At 41.6% G+C, this 16,197-nt stretch carries 15 protein-coding genes; 4 read left to right on the top strand and 11 right to left on the bottom strand.

Going from position 1 to position 16,197, the window contains the following annotated elements; translation table 11 throughout:
- Window positions 1-10: 10 nt before the first annotated feature.
- Window positions 11-505, top strand: coding sequence for a GNAT family N-acetyltransferase (locus LV85_RS08785; RefSeq protein WP_111318392.1), 495 nt, complete (start codon window positions 11-13; stop codon window positions 503-505).
- Window positions 506-641: 136 nt separating this feature from the next.
- Here the strand turns inward: LV85_RS08785 and truA are convergent, their stop codons facing one another.
- From truA to ilvD, 11 genes are all read right to left on the bottom strand, one after another.
- A complete protein-coding gene (truA, locus tag LV85_RS08780; protein WP_158531159.1) occupies window positions 642-1,427 on the bottom strand; it encodes a tRNA pseudouridine(38-40) synthase TruA in 786 nt (261 codons plus the stop codon).
- Window positions 1,428-1,504: 77 nt separating this feature from the next.
- Window positions 1,505-2,707: a CehA/McbA family metallohydrolase domain-containing protein gene (locus LV85_RS08775; RefSeq protein ID WP_111318460.1), complete on the bottom strand. Its 1,203-nt coding sequence runs from the start codon at window positions 2,705-2,707 to the stop codon at window positions 1,505-1,507.
- Between the two features lie 146 nt (window positions 2,708-2,853).
- Entirely contained in the window at window positions 2,854-3,921 is a 1,068-nt protein-coding gene (gene leuB, locus LV85_RS08770) for a 3-isopropylmalate dehydrogenase (RefSeq protein WP_111318388.1), read from the bottom strand.
- Complete coding sequence (locus tag LV85_RS08765) at window positions 3,890-5,476, bottom strand: alpha-isopropylmalate synthase regulatory domain-containing protein (RefSeq protein ID WP_111318386.1); 1,587 nt, start codon at window positions 5,474-5,476, stop codon at window positions 3,890-3,892. Before LV85_RS08765 ends, leuB begins: the two co-directional genes overlap by 32 nt.
- Window positions 5,477-5,482: 6 nt before the next feature.
- A complete protein-coding gene (gene leuD, locus LV85_RS08760; protein ID WP_111318384.1) occupies window positions 5,483-6,073 on the bottom strand; it encodes a 3-isopropylmalate dehydratase small subunit in 591 nt (196 codons plus the stop codon).
- 108 nt (window positions 6,074-6,181) lie between these two features.
- Window positions 6,182-7,588 carry a 3-isopropylmalate dehydratase large subunit gene (gene leuC, locus LV85_RS08755; RefSeq protein WP_111318382.1) on the bottom strand — a complete coding sequence of 469 codons (1,407 nt, stop codon included), beginning with the start codon at window positions 7,586-7,588 and terminating at the stop codon, window positions 6,182-6,184.
- Between the two features lie 2 nt (window positions 7,589-7,590).
- Complete coding sequence (locus LV85_RS08750) at window positions 7,591-9,099, bottom strand: 2-isopropylmalate synthase (protein WP_111318380.1); 1,509 nt, start codon at window positions 9,097-9,099, stop codon at window positions 7,591-7,593.
- A gap of 19 nt (window positions 9,100-9,118) precedes the next feature.
- Window positions 9,119-10,162, bottom strand: a complete 1,044-nt coding sequence (gene ilvC / locus LV85_RS08745; RefSeq protein ID WP_111318378.1) for a ketol-acid reductoisomerase — start codon at window positions 10,160-10,162, stop codon at window positions 9,119-9,121.
- Window positions 10,163-10,226: 64 nt separating this feature from the next.
- Window positions 10,227-10,727, bottom strand: a complete 501-nt coding sequence (gene ilvN / locus LV85_RS08740) for an acetolactate synthase small subunit (protein ID WP_111318376.1) — start codon at window positions 10,725-10,727, stop codon at window positions 10,227-10,229.
- A gap of 98 nt (window positions 10,728-10,825) precedes the next feature.
- Window positions 10,826-12,520 (bottom strand): biosynthetic-type acetolactate synthase large subunit, encoded by a 1,695-nt coding sequence (gene ilvB / locus LV85_RS08735; RefSeq protein WP_245942223.1) that lies wholly within the window; start codon window positions 12,518-12,520, stop codon window positions 10,826-10,828.
- A 4-nt stretch (window positions 12,521-12,524) separates the two neighbouring features.
- Window positions 12,525-14,204 (bottom strand): dihydroxy-acid dehydratase, encoded by a 1,680-nt coding sequence (ilvD, locus tag LV85_RS08730; protein WP_111318374.1) that lies wholly within the window; start codon window positions 14,202-14,204, stop codon window positions 12,525-12,527.
- 534 nt (window positions 14,205-14,738) lie between these two features.
- Between ilvD and ispE the strand changes: the two genes are divergently transcribed.
- From ispE to LV85_RS08715, 3 genes are all read left to right on the top strand, one after another.
- On the top strand, window positions 14,739-15,548 hold the full coding sequence (gene ispE / locus LV85_RS08725) for a 4-(cytidine 5'-diphospho)-2-C-methyl-D-erythritol kinase (protein ID WP_111318372.1): 810 nt from the start codon (window positions 14,739-14,741) through the stop codon (window positions 15,546-15,548).
- Between the two features lie 81 nt (window positions 15,549-15,629).
- Window positions 15,630-15,872, top strand: a complete 243-nt coding sequence (locus LV85_RS08720; RefSeq protein ID WP_111318370.1) for a ribbon-helix-helix domain-containing protein — start codon at window positions 15,630-15,632, stop codon at window positions 15,870-15,872.
- Window positions 15,859-16,191 (top strand): type II toxin-antitoxin system PemK/MazF family toxin, encoded by a 333-nt coding sequence (locus LV85_RS08715; RefSeq protein ID WP_111318368.1) that lies wholly within the window; start codon window positions 15,859-15,861, stop codon window positions 16,189-16,191. The genes LV85_RS08720 and LV85_RS08715 overlap by 14 nt, the downstream gene beginning before the upstream one ends.
- The last annotated feature ends 6 nt before the right edge of the window (window positions 16,192-16,197 follow it).

Raw genomic sequence — 16,197 nt, 5'->3', positions numbered from 1 at the left:
CCCAACACATATGATTCAAGTAATCTCAGTATCCAAGGCAGACTTAACCACAATCCAATCAATCGCCCACCGAACTTGGCCTGATACTTTTGGAAAAATCCTAAGTCCGGCGCAGATTGATTATATGCTTCATAGGTTTTATGACATCCCAAATCTTGAAGCCCAACTTGAGCAAGGTCATTCTTTTCTTCTAGCCGATGAGGATGGCGAAAAGCTGGGGTTTACGGGCTTTGAACTGAATCAAATACCTGGAACAACAAAAATTCATAAGATCTATATCCTTCCTACTGCTCAGGGAAAAGGCATTGGAAAGAGATTAATCAAGTCGATCTCAGAGATTGCCTTGGACAATCAGCAAGAAAGTCTCCTGCTCAATGTGAATAAGTATAACAAAGGCGCTATCGACTTCTATGAATACTTAGGTTTTGTCAATATCAAGACTGAAGTTATCGACATAGGAGAGGGCTATGTGATGGATGATTTTGTATTTGAGCTGAAGCTATAAATGTTTCTCGCAACGACGCGGCGACGCAACGTTAGGTTAATTTCTATCTTCAACTTTTGCTTTCAGCTTCAACTACATGCCCTTTTAGAAATTCTTTCAGATACTTAGTTCCTCAAACTTTTATGAAAATCATCTTTCATTTATCTACTAAAACTGTCTCCCATAGCACCAAACCATTGGCAGGAGCAGGTGGTAGTTTATCAAAGTCCTCAGCAGATTCAAACCGTCCCGCTATTTCAGAAATCTCCATTTCTCCTTTTCCAATTTGCCAAACGGCAGACATCATCATTCGCACCTGATGATGAAGAAAACCAGTTCCAGTGATTTCAAAATAATAAATCTCTCCAGGAAAATACTGCCCCATAAAGTCATTTGAATTTAGGATTTCAGCAGAAAGCAATTCCCTAACATAGTCAGTTTTATTTTCTGAAGGTTTGCAAAAGCCTTTGAAATCATGCTTCCCTTTAAACACTTGACATGCTTCTTTCATCGCTTCCCAATTCAAATCCTCCTTTATATTGACTAGAAAAGCCGAAGCGAAAGGATGGAAATCTATTGTGTTCGAAAAATAAAAGCGGTAAGTTTTCTGCTTGACAGACTGGATCAAATTGAAGTTTGTGGGAACCTCCTGTACCGAATTAAGCTGAATATCCTGTGGCAAGTGCTCATTGAATTCAGGCAAGAGTGAATTCATTTCAACATTTTCCCGAAGGAAAATCTGAACATACCCTCCAACACAGGAAACTCCAGAGTCTGTTCTGCTTGATCCAATCAGAGAAAAATCTTCATGCCCCAACACATGTCTTATCACTCGCTCCAATCTACGCTGCACTGTTGGCTGATTTGGCTGTGGCGCCCAGCCTTTGTATCGAGCTCCGAAATAGGAAATGGAAAAAAGATAGGAATGAGGTCGGGATTGCAATGAAATAATGGTTTATGATATGATTTTGAAATTATAGGCAATTTCGTTCAAATCAATCGACAACTCAAGAATTACAATTACTTCCCGGTCACTGGCTGTGTCCAGGCCGTTTCTGTATCGCCGATCTGATAAGGATTTTCTTTTGGTTTAGAGGAAATGATTTTCGCACGCACATACATATCATCCGCTTCCAAAGTATAAGACCCTGAAGTTCCGCTTACTTCGCTCAGCAATATTCCGCTTTCTTCTGGTGAAGATTTTTTGGTGCCAAAGAATTGGATTTCATAAGAAATACCATCTTCCGCCTTCACTTCCACATTTAGCCTTTTTCCACTGAAGTCTATTGATTCCAAAGTAACACCCGTACTTGAATAGAAATCTCCACGCTCCATAGCTTCAACCAAAGATGCCGGATCTAAGCTTTCAGACAAAACCATGACCCAACCACGACCAGGATTGCTACTATTCTTATCAAAAACATGGTAATTATGCGCATCATCAACTGCCAAACCATAAAGCAATGGCTTCCCCGCTTCCAGATAGGCTGCTTGAACTTTGTCCCAAAGCACTTCCATACTTGGCCTCAAGGAATCACCGTAATTATTAACTTGAGGGTGACCGTTATATACTTCAAAAAAACGCTCACCATTCAATGCTATGATATCTTCTGGGGTAATCGCCCAGATAAAATTCGGATGATTGATATGTAAAAACATTGGCACTCCAGTAGAATCCCGCTGTGCTTTCACGCGATCCAAACCATTTTGCATAATCTCCGGAATCGAATTCCCTCCCTCTGCAGGTATTAGTTTCTGAATGTTCGTCACATTCATATGAAGTGGTTTACTCTCAAAACTCTCAGTTAACTCCTGCGATTGAATGATTAGGAACTTTCCTTCTTCCTCAAACATCGGAGCATATTCTGCTAGGGTTTTTAACTTGACTTCTATCCTACCTGCTGAATCCTCGCGATATTGAACTTCATCTCCATACTTATCCAAGTATTTCTGAAAGCCCAGTTCGTGAGACGGAGATTTCGGAATTAGCTTCCATTTCTCTCCTTCGGCCAAGGTATTGTGATCAGAAAGTACCACAAAATCGTAATCATGGGACTTATACCAATCCATAATCATCTCAGGATAATCGTCCCCATCAGACCAATAGGAATGCGTGTGAAGATTGCCTTTGTACCATTGTTTGGTCGATTCAGAGGATTCGACAGGCTTACATGAAAAAATAGATAAGCTAATTAAAAAAAGAAAAAGTAACAGAGTCCGCATTTCCACAATCATTTAGTGATATGATCAAAGATAACAAAACCATTACTTTATCAAGTTTGCCCTTTGTTATCAATTCATGACGATAAGAAGTAACCAAAAAAACCACCTCTCGCAAGGTGGTTTTTTATTTTTTAAGCTCTTTTATCCTAAGCTAAAATCTTAGCAGCAAGCCAGTCGCCAACTTCAGAAGTTTTGTAAGATTTTCCGCCATCGGCGATATCTTCAGTTACATATCCTTCTTCAAGTGATTGATTTACTACATCAGAAATCATCTTCGATTCTTCCTTCAAGTCAAATGCATAATCAAACATCATCGCTGCAGAAAGAACTGTTGCCAAAGGATTGGCTATGTCTTTTCCAGCTGCCTGAGGATAAGATCCGTGAATTGGTTCGAACAATTTGATAGAAGTCCCTAGGGACGCAGATGGCATCAAGCCCATTGAACCTGAGATTACAGAAGCCTCGTCAGTCAAGATATCTCCGAATAGATTTTCGGTAATCAAAACATCATAAGCCTTTGGCCACTGGATCAATCGCATCGCCACAGCATCTACGAATTCATATTCTACTTTCACATCTGGATATTCCGGAGCCAATTCCTGTACGGTTTCTCTCCAAAGTCTGGAGGTGGCCATCACATTAGCTTTATCTACGCAAGTCAGCAATTTTCTTCTTTTCTGCGCAGCTTCAAAACCCATTCTCGCTAAGCGTACAATCTCATGCTTGCTGTATACATTAGTGTCAAAGGCTTTGGTGCCTTGCTCATTTCTTCCTCTTGGCTCGCCGAAGTAAATCCCACCTGTCAATTCTCTGAAAAACACGAAGTCAACGCCATCCACACGATCCAACTTCAAAGGAGACTTATGCACCAAAGAAGGGAAAGTAAAAGTAGGACGAACATTGGCGAACAAGCCTAATTTTTGACGCATCAGCAACAATCCTTGTTCAGGACGAACCTTAGCTTTAGGGTCATTATCGTATTTAGGATCACCGATAGCACCGAAAAGTACCGCATCCGAAGCTGCAGCGATTTCATGCGTAGCATCTGGATAAGGCTCGCCAGTGGCATCAATTGCGGCAGCACCTACTATTGCCTCTTTAAATGTGATTTTGTGTCCGAATTTCTGGCCTATAGCTTTCACTACTTTCACAGCCTGGTCGATTACTTCAGGTCCGATGCCGTCACCCGGCAACAGCGCGATATTCATTTCCATAAAATTTGGATTCTTCTTTCGTTGGTGTTTGATTGAATGATTCGACGATGTTCAGCATTTTCTCCGTGGCCATCATCGCAGCCACTGTTTGATCGGGATCAAGCCCTTTCGTTTTAAATATTTTACCATAATCCCAGGTCACTACCGTCTCTACAAAAGCATCTGTTTTTCCTCCCGGAGGAATAGAAACATGGTAGTCGATCAACTTGGGAAGTTGTCTCTTTCTAGATTTATAAATTTCTTTTACCGCTCTCATGAATGCATCATATTGCCCATCGCCAGAAGCATGGGCGTCATACGATTTGCCGTAAATGTTTAAGCGTAGTTGCACAGAAGGTTTCAGACCATGAGAATGTGTCATGTGGTAGCCTTCGATAAAGATATTTTTGGAAATGGAATTATTCTGCAACACATCAGAAATGATATAAGGCAAATCTTCCGTCGTTACTCTCTCCTTTTTATCTCCCAATTCGATGATGCGTTGAGTCACTTTGGTGAGCTCATCCTTTTCCAAAGAAATCCCCAACTCTTCCAAATTCTTGAGGATATTAGCTTTACCAGAAGTTTTGCCTAGGGCATATTTCCGCTGTCGCCCAAAGCGCTCAGGAAGTAGATCGTTGAAATAAAGATTTTTCTTATTATCACCGTCTGCATGAATTCCAGCAGTCTGAGTAAAGACATTTTCACCTACCACAGGCTTATTTGCCGGGATATGCTGACCAGAGAATTGCTCTACCAGCTTACTTACGCGGTAGATTTTCTGCTCCTTCACATTGATTTCCAACTCGGTGAAATCCTTGATGACTGCCACTACTGATTCTAGTGGTGCATTCCCTGCTCTTTCTCCCAGGCCATTTACAGTGGTATGAATTCCAGAGGCACCATGCATGATCGCTTCCATCACATTGGCGATGGAAAGGTCATAATCATTGTGGGCATGAAAATCAAAATGTGTATCTGGAAATCTCGTCGAGATCTGAATGAAGAAAGCTTTGGTCTCTTCTGGAGAAAGTAGCCCCAAGGTATCTGGGAGCATGATTCTCTTCACTGGTAGCGTAGTCAGAAAATCAATCAGAGCTAGCGTATATTCTTGCGAATTACGCATGCCATTAGACCAATCTTCTAAGTAAACATTGACAGCAATATCATTTTGCTGAGCAAAAGCAATGCAGTTTCGAATATCTTCGAAATGCTCTTCTTGCGTTTTTTTGAGTTGATGAACTAGGTGATTCAGTGAGCCTTTAGTTAGGAGATTCATCACTTTGGCACCAGCCTCTAACAGCCAATTTACCGAAGCGGGAGTATCTACAAAACCCAAAACCTCCACCCTATCAAGGTAGCCTTTCTCGGCAGCCCAATGGGTGATTTTCTGCACTCCTGCCAATTCCCCATCTGAAACTCTTGCTGAAGCCACCTCTATACGATCTACCTTCAATTCATCCAGCAGAAGTTTGGCGATTTGCAGCTTTTCAGAAGGCAAAAAGGAAACACTGGAGGTCTGTTCACCATCCCTCAGTGTTGTATCCATTATTTCAATGCGCTTCCCTGCGATCATTTTCACTTATTTATCTGCTGCAAAAGCATCGATTTCGTCAGACATACTCAACAAGTAGTCGATATCATCGAAGCCATTTTGCATATTGTCTTTCTTGTATTCATTGATGTCAAAAGATTCGGATTCCCCTGTGGAATCCAAGGTGATCTTCTGAGCAGGAATATCAACTGTGATGGTGGCAGCAGGATTTGCTGTGATAGTTTCCATCAATTTATCTGAGAATTCTGGAGACACCGTCACTGGCAATACTCCGATATTCAAGCAGTTATTTTTGAAGATATCTGCGAAAAAGCTAGAAACTACACATCTGAATCCGTAATCATACAATGCCCAAACTGCGTGCTCTCGGCTAGATCCAGAACCGAAATTCCTACCTGAAACCAAAATTTTACCGCTGTAAGTGGGATCGTTCAACACAAAATCCTTTTTCGGATTACCTTCTACATCATATCTCCAGTCACGGAAAAGATTGTCGCCGAAACCTTCACGCTCAGTAGCCTTCAGGAATCGCGCTGGGATGATCTGATCTGTATCCACATTGTCTGTCGGTAAAGGAACCGCAGTGCTCGTGAGAACAGTAAATTTATCGTAAGCCATTTTTTATTAATTGAAAGATTGGAAGATTGGAAAATTGAAAGATTTGAACGGTACCTAAACCTTACTTACCGATTCAAACCCGTACTTCCCATTTCTGACTTCGTATTTTTAATTTTGAAACACTTCTCTTGGGTCGCAAATTTCGCCAGCAATGGCTACGGCTGCTACGGTCAATGGAGATGCGAGCATCGTTCTAGCTCCTGGTCCTTGACGACCTTCAAAGTTTCTGTTAGACGTTGAGACGGCATATTTCCCGGAAGGAATCTTGTCATCGTTCATCGCTAGGCAAGCTGAACAGCCTGGCTGACGAAGTTCGAATCCAGCTTCTTCCAAGATTTTCACCAATCCTTCCTCATGTGCCATTTTTTCAACTTCACGAGAACCTGGTACGATCCAAGCGGTGATGTTGTCAGCTTTTTTATGGCCTTTTACATATTCCGCTACAGATCTGATATCTTCAATTCTACCATTGGTACAGGATCCCACAAAGACAAAATCAACTTTTTTACCTTTGATGGCTTCTCCTGGCTCAAAGCCCATGTAGGCTAAAGATTTCAGGTAAGAAGTTTTGTTACTCCCTTCCATTCCTTCGGTAGTTGGGATATTCCCTTTCACTTTGATACCCATACCTGGATTGGTACCATAGGTAATCATCGGTTCGATATCTGCAGCATCGAAGTGATATTCCTTGTCGAAAACAGCACCATCGTCAGTTTTCAGCGTTTTCCAATGAGCCACTGCTTTGTCCCAGTCTTCGCCTTTTGGAGCGTAGTCTTTTCCTTTCAAGTATTCGAAAGTAGTCTCATCAGGAGCGATCAAACCACCACGTGCACCCATCTCAATAGACATGTTACACACAGTCATTCTTGCTTCCATAGAAAGGCTTCGGATCGCAGATCCAGCATATTCTACAAAGTATCCTGTAGCACCAGCTGCTGAAATCTGAGCGATTACATAGAGAATCAAATCTTTAGATGTCACGCCTGGTCCAGCTACTCCATCTATGGTGATTCTCATTTTCTTGGCTTTGGACTGCATGATACACTGTGTAGCGAGTACCATTTCTACTTCAGATGTCCCGATACCGAAAGCAATAGCTCCGAAGGCACCATGAGTAGAAGTATGGCTATCGCCACATACGATCGTCATACCAGGCTGGGTGATGCCTAGTTCTGGTCCGATCACGTGTACAATCCCATGATGAGCAGATCCTAAATCGTGAAGTTCAATGCCGTATTTGGCACAGTTCTCACGAAGTCTCTCCACCTGCATGCGGGAAAGCTTGTCTTTTATAGTTTTGTCCTGATCTACCGTAGGTACGTTGTGATCAGGTGTAGCTACTGTTCTGCTTGGGTTTTTTACTCCGATTCCACGCTTTTCCAGATTAAGGAAAGCCACTGGAGAAGTCACTTCATGGATAAAATGCTTATCGATGAAGAATACATCAGGTCCAGCCGGAACGGATTTCACAACGTGAGCATCCCAGATTTTATCAAATAATGTTGTCTTTTCCATAATTATGCGGTCACATATTCTTTGACCGGTATTTTATTGAGTGCGTCGACAAAAGCCTGAGCTGATGCCAAAACGATGTCAGTATGAGAAGCAAAACCATAATATGGCTTGTCTCCTTTGATTAATCTCATGTGAACTTTGGCCACATCATCAGAGCCATGGGTGATGGCTTGAATCAGAAATTCTTCTAATTCTACTGCTGGCTTGGCACTTTTTTCAATCGCCTTCAGGACAGCGTCCACAGGACCATTGCCATGAGCGGTACAGGTATGAGATTCGTTCCCAATTTTCAAAGACACTTTGGCTTCGATAGTTCCATTGGAAGAATAACTAACCTTACCTAGTTCGATGAAATTGGTGTCTTCTACGTATTTGCCAACCAATCCCAAAAGATCTTTTCTTCCTATATCTCTCTTTTTGTCAGCAAGGATCAAGAATTCCTCATAAACCTCACGAAGTGCGTCTCCTTCCAATTCTGCTCCCAAGGCATCCAAGTGGTGCTTCAAGGCAGCTCTTCCAGATCTAGCGGTCAATACGATGGTTGACTCACCAACGCCTACTTCTTTCGGGTCGATGATCTCGTAATTTTCTCTGTGCTTCAATACACCATCTTGGTGAATTCCTGATGAGTGCGCAAATGCATTTCTACCTACAATCGCCTTGTTAGGTTGCACAGGCATATTCATCAATTTGGAAACCAATCTACTTGTATTGTAGATTCTAGGAGTAACGATTTCGGTATGGACGTCGATTGATTTATGGCATTTGATCGCCATGACCACTTCTTCCAAAGAGGTATTTCCAGCTCTTTCGCCAATACCGTTGATAGTCACTTCTACCTGACGAGCTCCATGTTGTACACCGGATACTGTATTGGCCGTAGCCATACCAAGGTCATTGTGACAGTGAGTAGCAATGATAGCTTTGTCGATATTCGGAACATTATTTCTCAGACTAGCGATAATGGCTCCGTATTGCTCCGGAAGACAATAACCTGTCGTATCAGGAATATTAACAACGGAAGCCCCTGCTTTGATCACTTCTTCAATGATCCTGTTCAAGAAATCTGGTTCAGCTCTCCCTGCATCTTCGGCGTAAAATTCCACGTCGTCAACAAATCGTCTGGCATATTTTACTGCAGCTACACCCCGAGCAATTATATCCTCGGGAGTGGAGCGCAGCTTGAATTGAATATGATAAGGAGAAACACCAATTCCAGTGTGAATTCTACCTTTTTTTGCGAATTTGAGGGATTGAGCTGCTACTTCGATGTCCTTCTCTACTGCTCTGGAGAGCGCACAGATAATCGGATTAGAAACTGCCTTTGAAATCTCCTGAACAGAATTGAAATCTCCTGGACTAGAAATCGGAAAGCCCGCTTCGATAATATCCACACCTAGTTCTTCCAGTGCTTTTGCTACCACAATTTTCTCCTGGGTATTCAGCTGACACCCGGGTACTTGCTCCCCATCTCTCAGGGTAGTGTCAAATATCCATAGCTTCTCACTCATAATTCTTGGGGGTTTTGTATTAATTATTTTCTGGTCTCAATTGACGAACGACAGCACCTGCCTGCCACATTTCAGAATCTCTCAATTCTTTCAATTCAGCTTCCAGTTTCACTCTGTAATCTTCTTTAGAGTTAGAGTCAATTGACTTCTGCGCCTCTTGGCCAGTTTTCACAGAGTTATATAAATCTTCGAATACTGGCTTAGTAGCATCTCTGAATGGCTTCCACCAGTCCAAAGCACCTCTTTGTGCAGTAGTAGAGCAGTTGGCATACATCCAATCCATTCCATTTTCTGCTACCAATGGCATCAATGACTGAGTCAATTCTTCCACAGTTTCGTTGAATGCTTCAGAAGGCGTGTGACCATTTGATCTCAACACCTCATACTGAGCTGCAAAAATACCCTGGATAGCACCCATCAAGGTACCTCTTTCTCCAGTCAAATCGGAGGTTACTTCACGGTAGAAATCTGTTTCGAACAAATAACCTGAACCTACTCCGATACCAAGCGCAACCACACGATCGTAAGCCTTGCCAGTTCCATCCTGATAGATTGCATAAGAAGAGTTCAAGCCTCTACCTTCCACAAACATTCTTCTCAAAGAAGTACCAGAACCCTTTGGAGCTACCAAGATCACATCTACGTCAGCTGGAGGAATGATGCCAGTCTTATCCTTGTAAGTCACACCGAATCCGTGAGAGAAATACAATGCTTTACCTGGTGTAAGATGCTTCTTCACTGTTGGCCAAAGAGCAATCTGCCCTGCATCAGAAAGTAGGAATTGAAGGATAGTGCCTTTTTCACAAGCTTCTTCCAATTCGAACAAAGTCTGTCCAGGAACCCAGCCATCAGCTACAGCTTTGTCCCAAGTCTTGGAGCCTTTACGCTGACCTACAATCACGTTGAATCCGTTGTCTTTCAAGTTAAGTGCCTGACCTGGACCTTGAACACCGTATCCTAATACTGCGATCACTTCGTCCTTGAGTACTTCTCTTGCTTTTTCTAGTGGAAATTCTTCCCTAGTTACTACGTTTTCTTCTGTTGAGCCGAATTTTAATTTCATGAGCTTTTAATATTTATTACTAGTGTTTAATAGGTTCCTTTGGAATCCCTTTTTTGGTTTATTATTATTTGACAAAACTGTCAATTGTCAACATTCTTTTTGCGACAGCTACCCTGCCCGATCTTGCAAACTCCAACAACCCGTAGGTTTTTAGAATCTCAAGTAATTCCTGCGTCTGCTCCTTGTGCCCTGAAAGTTCCAAGACCACAAAATCAGGTTCAGCAGCGATGATCTTCGCATTGTGCTGGCGAATGATCTTCTCCAGTCCACTGTCCAATCTCGAAACAGGAATTTTGTACAAGGCAATCTCCTGATAGACTACGCTATCATCTTCATGGTAAAAAGCCTTGATCACATCGATGATTTTTTCGATCTGATTGACCAACTGAATGACCGATTCTTCCGTAGCAGTCACCTCAATAGTGATCCTATGAATTCCTTCTAGTCGGCTTTCTGAGGCGGTAAGTGCATCGATATTGATACCTCTACGGGTAAAAATAATGGTGATGCGGTTTAGAATACCGATGAAATTCTCGGTGATTACGAAAATGGTATATCGTTTCATCTGCTTATAATTGTTTTTCAGCGGTCATATGGAATCTCGCATAGTTGGTAATCATTCCAGTGTGTTTTTCCTGAGTAATGCTCGATTTCATAGTTGGTTTAGCTAAGTCTAACCTCTTCCACTGAACAACCAGTGGCAATCATTGGAAATACATTATCTTCTTTCTCCACTACCACTTCGAGGAAATAAGGCCCATCATGGATCAGCATATCCTCAATCGCTTCTTGTAAGTCTCCACGCTCGGTGACCTTCTGCGCTCGAATATTATACGCTTCCGCTATTTTGATAAAATCAGGATTGTCCAATTCGGTAAATGAGTAGCGTTTGTCAAAGAACATTTGCTGCCACTGTCTTACCATTCCAAGAAAATTATTATTCAACAATACAATTTTCACGGGAGCTTTGGTCTGCATAATGGTACCCAATTCCTGAATAGTCATCTGAATACCACCATCACCTACTACACAAACTACCTGTCTTGAGAAATCATACATCTGAGCTCCTAGGGCGGCCGGAAGGGCAAATCCCATCGTTCCCAAGCCACCAGAGGTCACTTGCGTTCTAGGCTTCTTATAATTGAAATATCTCCAGGCAATCATTTGGTGCTGACCTACGTCAGTGACCAATATCGCATCATCTGCTTTATATTGATTAATTTGATGAATCACTTCACCCATGGTCAATCCTGCTTTAGTGGGCTTCAGATCTGGTTGTATTACTGTAGCATTCTCCTCATCTGTCAGCTCTTGGAATTTTGACATCCAATCTGGATAAGCATTTACATTGACTGCATCTGTAAGTAAACTAAGGCTATCCTTACAGCTACCCAATACAGCTACCTCACACTTTACAATTTTATTGATTTCTGCTGGATCAAGTTCCAGATGAATCACTTTTGCTTGCTTAGCATAGCGTTTCAAATCCCCCGTCACACGATCATCAAATCTCATTCCTACTGCAATCAAAACATCGCATTGATTAGTCAGCAAATTTGGCGCATAATTGCCATGCATCCCAAGTTTTCCTACATAATTTGGATGATCCTCTGAGAGTGCTCCTGAACCTAATAAGGTAGAGGCAGCAGGAATTCCAGACTTATCCAAAAATGCTTTTAGCTCATTTTCAGCCTGCCCTAACACAACTCCTTGACCAAAAAGCACATAAGGCCTTTTAGCCATATTGATCAAGAATGCAGCTTCTTGAATCGCTGACTTCTCTATAGGAATATGTGTTCTGTAAGATCGGAAACCCAGACATTTACTGTAATTGAAATCTCCAAAGTCTGTCTGTGCATCTTTGGTAATATCAATCAATACTGGCCCTGGTCTCCCTGACTTGGCTATATAAAAGCCTTTTGCAATAGCTGGCGCAATATCCTCCACTCTTCTAACCTGGATATTCCACTTAGTCCCAGGCATAGAAATACCTACTACATCAGTTTCCTGAAAAGCATCCGTACCCAAAAGATGGGAAGCAACTTGCCCTGTGATGCACACCAGAGGAGTACTATCAATTTGAGCATCTGCTAATCCTGTGATTAAGTTGGTTGCCCCAGGACCTGAGGTAGCAATACAAACACCTACTTTACCGGATACTCTAGCATAACCTTGAGCGGCATGGATTGCTCCCTGCTCATGGCGTGTCAGCACATGCCTCAGCTCATCATGGTAATCATGCAATGCATCGTAAACGGGCATTATCGCTCCTCCGGGGTAACCGAAGATTATATCCGCATTCTCGGCAATGAGTGATCTGACTACGATGTCAGCTCCTCTTATCATTGAATCCTTCATGGGTTTAGAATTTGTCTGTTACGCAACCTTCGGAAGCGGTAGATACTAATTTGTTATACTTCTTCAATGTCCCTTGCAAGTCAGAAACATCTTTCTGCTTCCATGATTTCTTTCTCTCCACCATTTCTTCATCAGAGACAGCAACCGAAAGTTTCAATCCATCAGCGTCTATGGTAATGATATCACCATTCTGTACTAAGCCTATTGGCCCGCCACACCATGCTTCAGGAGTCACATGCCCCACCACAAATCCGTGCGTTCCACCTGAGAATCTTCCATCTGTGATCAAGGCCACATCGGATCCTAAGCCTGCACCAATAATCATGGAAGTAGGTTTCAGCATTTCTGGCATACCAGGACCTCCTTTTGGACCTATATTTCTAATGACGAGCACTTCGCCTTTTTCTACTCTATGATCACGAATCGCATCATTTGCCTCTTGCTCCGAATCAAATACATGAGCAGGACCAGTAAAGGCACTGCCTTCTTTACCCGTGATTTTGGCCACAGCTCCTTCTGGTGCCAAATTGCCATCAAGGATGCACAAGTGTCCAGTAGCTTTGATAGGAGTTTCTAATGGATGAATCACATTCACCATCGAAACAGTCACTGGAGCTATATTTTTTAGATTTTCTTCTACAGTTTCTCCCGTCACAGTCAAACAATCCCCATGAAGGAAGCCATTTTGCAACATATACTTCATGAATGCAGGTACTCCACCTTGCTGATGAAGATCCTCCATCATGAATTTGCCAGATGGCTTGAAGTCCCCTATCATTGGAGTCTTAGCGTTGATAGCTTTGAAATCTTGTATGGTAAAATCAACACCTGCAGTTCTCGCTATTGCGATGATGTGCATTACAGCATTGGTACTTCCACCCAAAGCGATTGCTACTGTAACAGCATTCTCAATACTTTTTCTGGTGACGATGTCACTAGGTTTGATGTCTTTTTCTAAGAGAATTCTCATGTACTTATTGACATCGCGGCATTCCTGAAGTTTCTCAGGAGAATTTGCAGGATTTGAGGCGGAATAAGGAAGGGACATACCTAAGGCTTCAATAGCCGAAGACATGGTGTTTGCAGTGTACATACCACCACATGCTCCAGCACCTGGACATGCATTTCGGATGACACCATCATAATCCTCATCACTTATATTTCCATTCACTCTTTTACCGAACGCTTCAAAAGCAGAAACAATATTCAGTTTTTCACCTTTATAATTTCCTGATGCGATAGTACCTCCATAAACCATAATAGAAGGTCTGTCGATACGGAGCATCCCCATGACCGCTCCTGGCATATTCTTATCACAACCAGCTACAGCTACACAGGCATCAAAGGAATGACCTAGAATAAAAGACTCAATTGAATCAGCTATAATCTCTCTCGAAACTAATGAGTAGCGCATCCCGAGTGTACCCATGGATGTTCCATCAGAAATCCCAATGGTATTAAAAACTAAACCGGTCAGATCATGGTCTTGTGAAGACTCTTTGATCAGACCGGCAAAGTCGTTCAAGTGCATATTGCAGGGGTTACTTTCGTAACCACAACTGGCTACCCCTACAAATGGCTGCTTCATTTTCTTGTCGCTCATCCCAGTGGCATACAACATTGCCATTCCTGCTGGATGCTCAGGATTATCACTTATTTCCCAACTGTGTTTTTTCAGGGTCATATTTATGGGGGTATAAAAAAAGTGCCTCAGGTTAGTGAGGCACTTCAGATTTTTTTTTATTTCATTATAAAGAATAGTCTAGTGCCTCACATTTAAAATCCAATGAGAATAATTACGCTTAGCAAAATGACTACTTTATACATACTATTTTTCGAGCTTCCCTTCGACTGTATGCCGAAGTACAGGACAAACTTAAAACCGAAATTTCAGACTTACAATATTTAATTTTACATTTTTCAACTATCCCAGTTAAAAAACGTATTGAAAATTTATTTTTTCAAAATAATAAACTCCTAAACCCTGCATTTACTCCTATTTCACAGCAAATGATTTGTTTAAATTTTCGATTTTCGAAATTTTGTACTGATTTCAATTTTTTTCAACTTAAGGCAAAAGTTATTCCCTTTTTTTTAATAAGAAAAATGATATACCACATTTACTTCAAAAAATACTAGATTTTTTACCGAATTATCAATTGACTAAAACTTCAAATCCCTTAGATTTTGTTCTATTTTTGACCAAACATCTTATTCAATGATTTCATTTCCAAACGCTAAGATCAATCTAGGTCTCCACATTACCTCCAAAAGAAAAGACGGTTTCCACGACATCGAGACCTGTATGGTTCCTATACCGCTTTGCGATGCATTGGAAATGATCATTGATAACAAGAAAACAACTTTTACGACTAGCGGACTGCAGGTCCCTGGAGATCCTAAGGACAACCTTATACTTAAGGCGTACCAACTTCTCAAGAAAGATTTCCCAAACTTACCTCAGCTCTCCATTCATTTGCACAAAAACATCCCGATTGGCGCGGGTTTGGGTGGCGGCTCGGCAGATGCAGCATTTGCGCTAAATCTGATGAACAACCTCTTTGATCTGATTTTAGATGATTTCTTCCTCGAAGAATATGCCGCCAAACTCGGATCTGACTGCCCGTTTTTTATTGAAAACACAGCGAAAATCGCCAAAGGAAGAGGCGAGCTTTTGGAGCCAGTTGAATTAGATTTGAAAGGAACTCATTTGGTTCTGATCAATCCGGGGATTCATATTGGGACTAAAGAGGCTTATGCGGGAGTGACACCAGCTGCGCCAAAAGTAAAACTGGAAGCCATTTTGGTGGATAAAAGTAGATGGAAAGATGAGTTAGTGAATGACTTCGAAAAAAGCATTTTCCCTAATCACCCTGAGATCGCAGCTATAAAGGAGAAACTATATGAAAATGGAGCTTATTACGCGGCTATGTCGGGTTCAGGCTCATCCGTTTTTGGATTGTTTGATGAGAAACCAGGTCAAATGGATTGGAAAGAGAGCTATTTCCACGTTGAAGTAAAATTATAAAACACTACAAATAAACAGTTTAGACCAACAGCATATCAGATAATTGTTATTTATATTTGTAAATCATAAATATGAATCACAATGGCAACTTACACTAGCACACTACCTGACGACCTGTTACAGCGACTCGCTGATTATGCTAAAAAGCTTTCTCTACCAAAAAATAAATTGGTAGAAAATGCATTGAATCTTTATCTGGATCATCTGAAAAGAGCTGAATATGTTAAGTCATATAGTAAGGCCGCTCAGGATGATGACATTCTAATGGTAGCAGAAGAAGGCATGAGAGATTACCTGAAGCAAATCGAAGATGCGGCAGGGTGATATCTGGATGTCTGATCTGAACCCAGTGATCGGCTCAGAGCAAGCAGGTAAAAGGCCCGTGGTCATCTTAAGCGGAAATCTGATGAACAAATTTCTCCAGGTGGTGATTACTGCTCCCCTAACCTCCAAAATAAAAAACTATCAGGGAAATCCGATTTTAGAACCGTCCCAACATAACGGCTTGAATACGGAGTCTGAACTAATGGTTTTTCATATCCGATCAATTTCAAAAAATAGATTAATTATGAAAATAGGAGAAATATCTAATGAAGAATTGACTCAGGCACTTGCTACACTCAAGGACATTACAACCCTATAGGATTTT

It is taken from the genome of Algoriphagus chordae (assembly GCF_003254055.1).
Classification (GTDB): Bacteria; Bacteroidota; Bacteroidia; order Cytophagales; family Cyclobacteriaceae; genus Algoriphagus; species Algoriphagus chordae.
The sequence above is the reverse complement of the archived record's forward strand: the minus strand, read 5'-3'. Positions and strand labels throughout refer to the sequence as shown.

Coding starts and splice junctions, on each gene's coding strand:
- LV85_RS08785 (WP_111318392.1), top strand. CDS start 11: ATGATTCAAGTAATCTCAGTATCCAAGGCAGACTTAACCACAATCCAA.
- LV85_RS08775 (WP_111318460.1), bottom strand. CDS start 2,707: ATGCGGACTCTGTTACTTTTTCTTTTTTTAATTAGCTTATCTATTTTT.
- leuB (WP_111318388.1), bottom strand. CDS start 3,921: ATGGAAATGAATATCGCGCTGTTGCCGGGTGACGGCATCGGACCTGAA.
- LV85_RS08765 (WP_111318386.1), bottom strand. CDS start 5,476: ATGATCGCAGGGAAGCGCATTGAAATAATGGATACAACACTGAGGGAT.
- leuD (WP_111318384.1), bottom strand. CDS start 6,073: ATGGCTTACGATAAATTTACTGTTCTCACGAGCACTGCGGTTCCTTTA.
- leuC (WP_111318382.1), bottom strand. CDS start 7,588: ATGGAAAAGACAACATTATTTGATAAAATCTGGGATGCTCACGTTGTG.
- LV85_RS08750 (WP_111318380.1), bottom strand. CDS start 9,099: ATGAGTGAGAAGCTATGGATATTTGACACTACCCTGAGAGATGGGGAG.
- ilvC (WP_111318378.1), bottom strand. CDS start 10,162: ATGAAATTAAAATTCGGCTCAACAGAAGAAAACGTAGTAACTAGGGAA.
- ilvN (WP_111318376.1), bottom strand. CDS start 10,727: ATGAAACGATATACCATTTTCGTAATCACCGAGAATTTCATCGGTATT.
- ilvB (WP_245942223.1), bottom strand. CDS start 12,520: ATGAAGGATTCAATGATAAGAGGAGCTGACATCGTAGTCAGATCACTC.
- ilvD (WP_111318374.1), bottom strand. CDS start 14,204: ATGACCCTGAAAAAACACAGTTGGGAAATAAGTGATAATCCTGAGCAT.
- ispE (WP_111318372.1), top strand. CDS start 14,739: ATGATTTCATTTCCAAACGCTAAGATCAATCTAGGTCTCCACATTACC.
- LV85_RS08720 (WP_111318370.1), top strand. CDS start 15,630: ATGGCAACTTACACTAGCACACTACCTGACGACCTGTTACAGCGACTC.
- LV85_RS08715 (WP_111318368.1), top strand. CDS start 15,859: ATGCGGCAGGGTGATATCTGGATGTCTGATCTGAACCCAGTGATCGGC.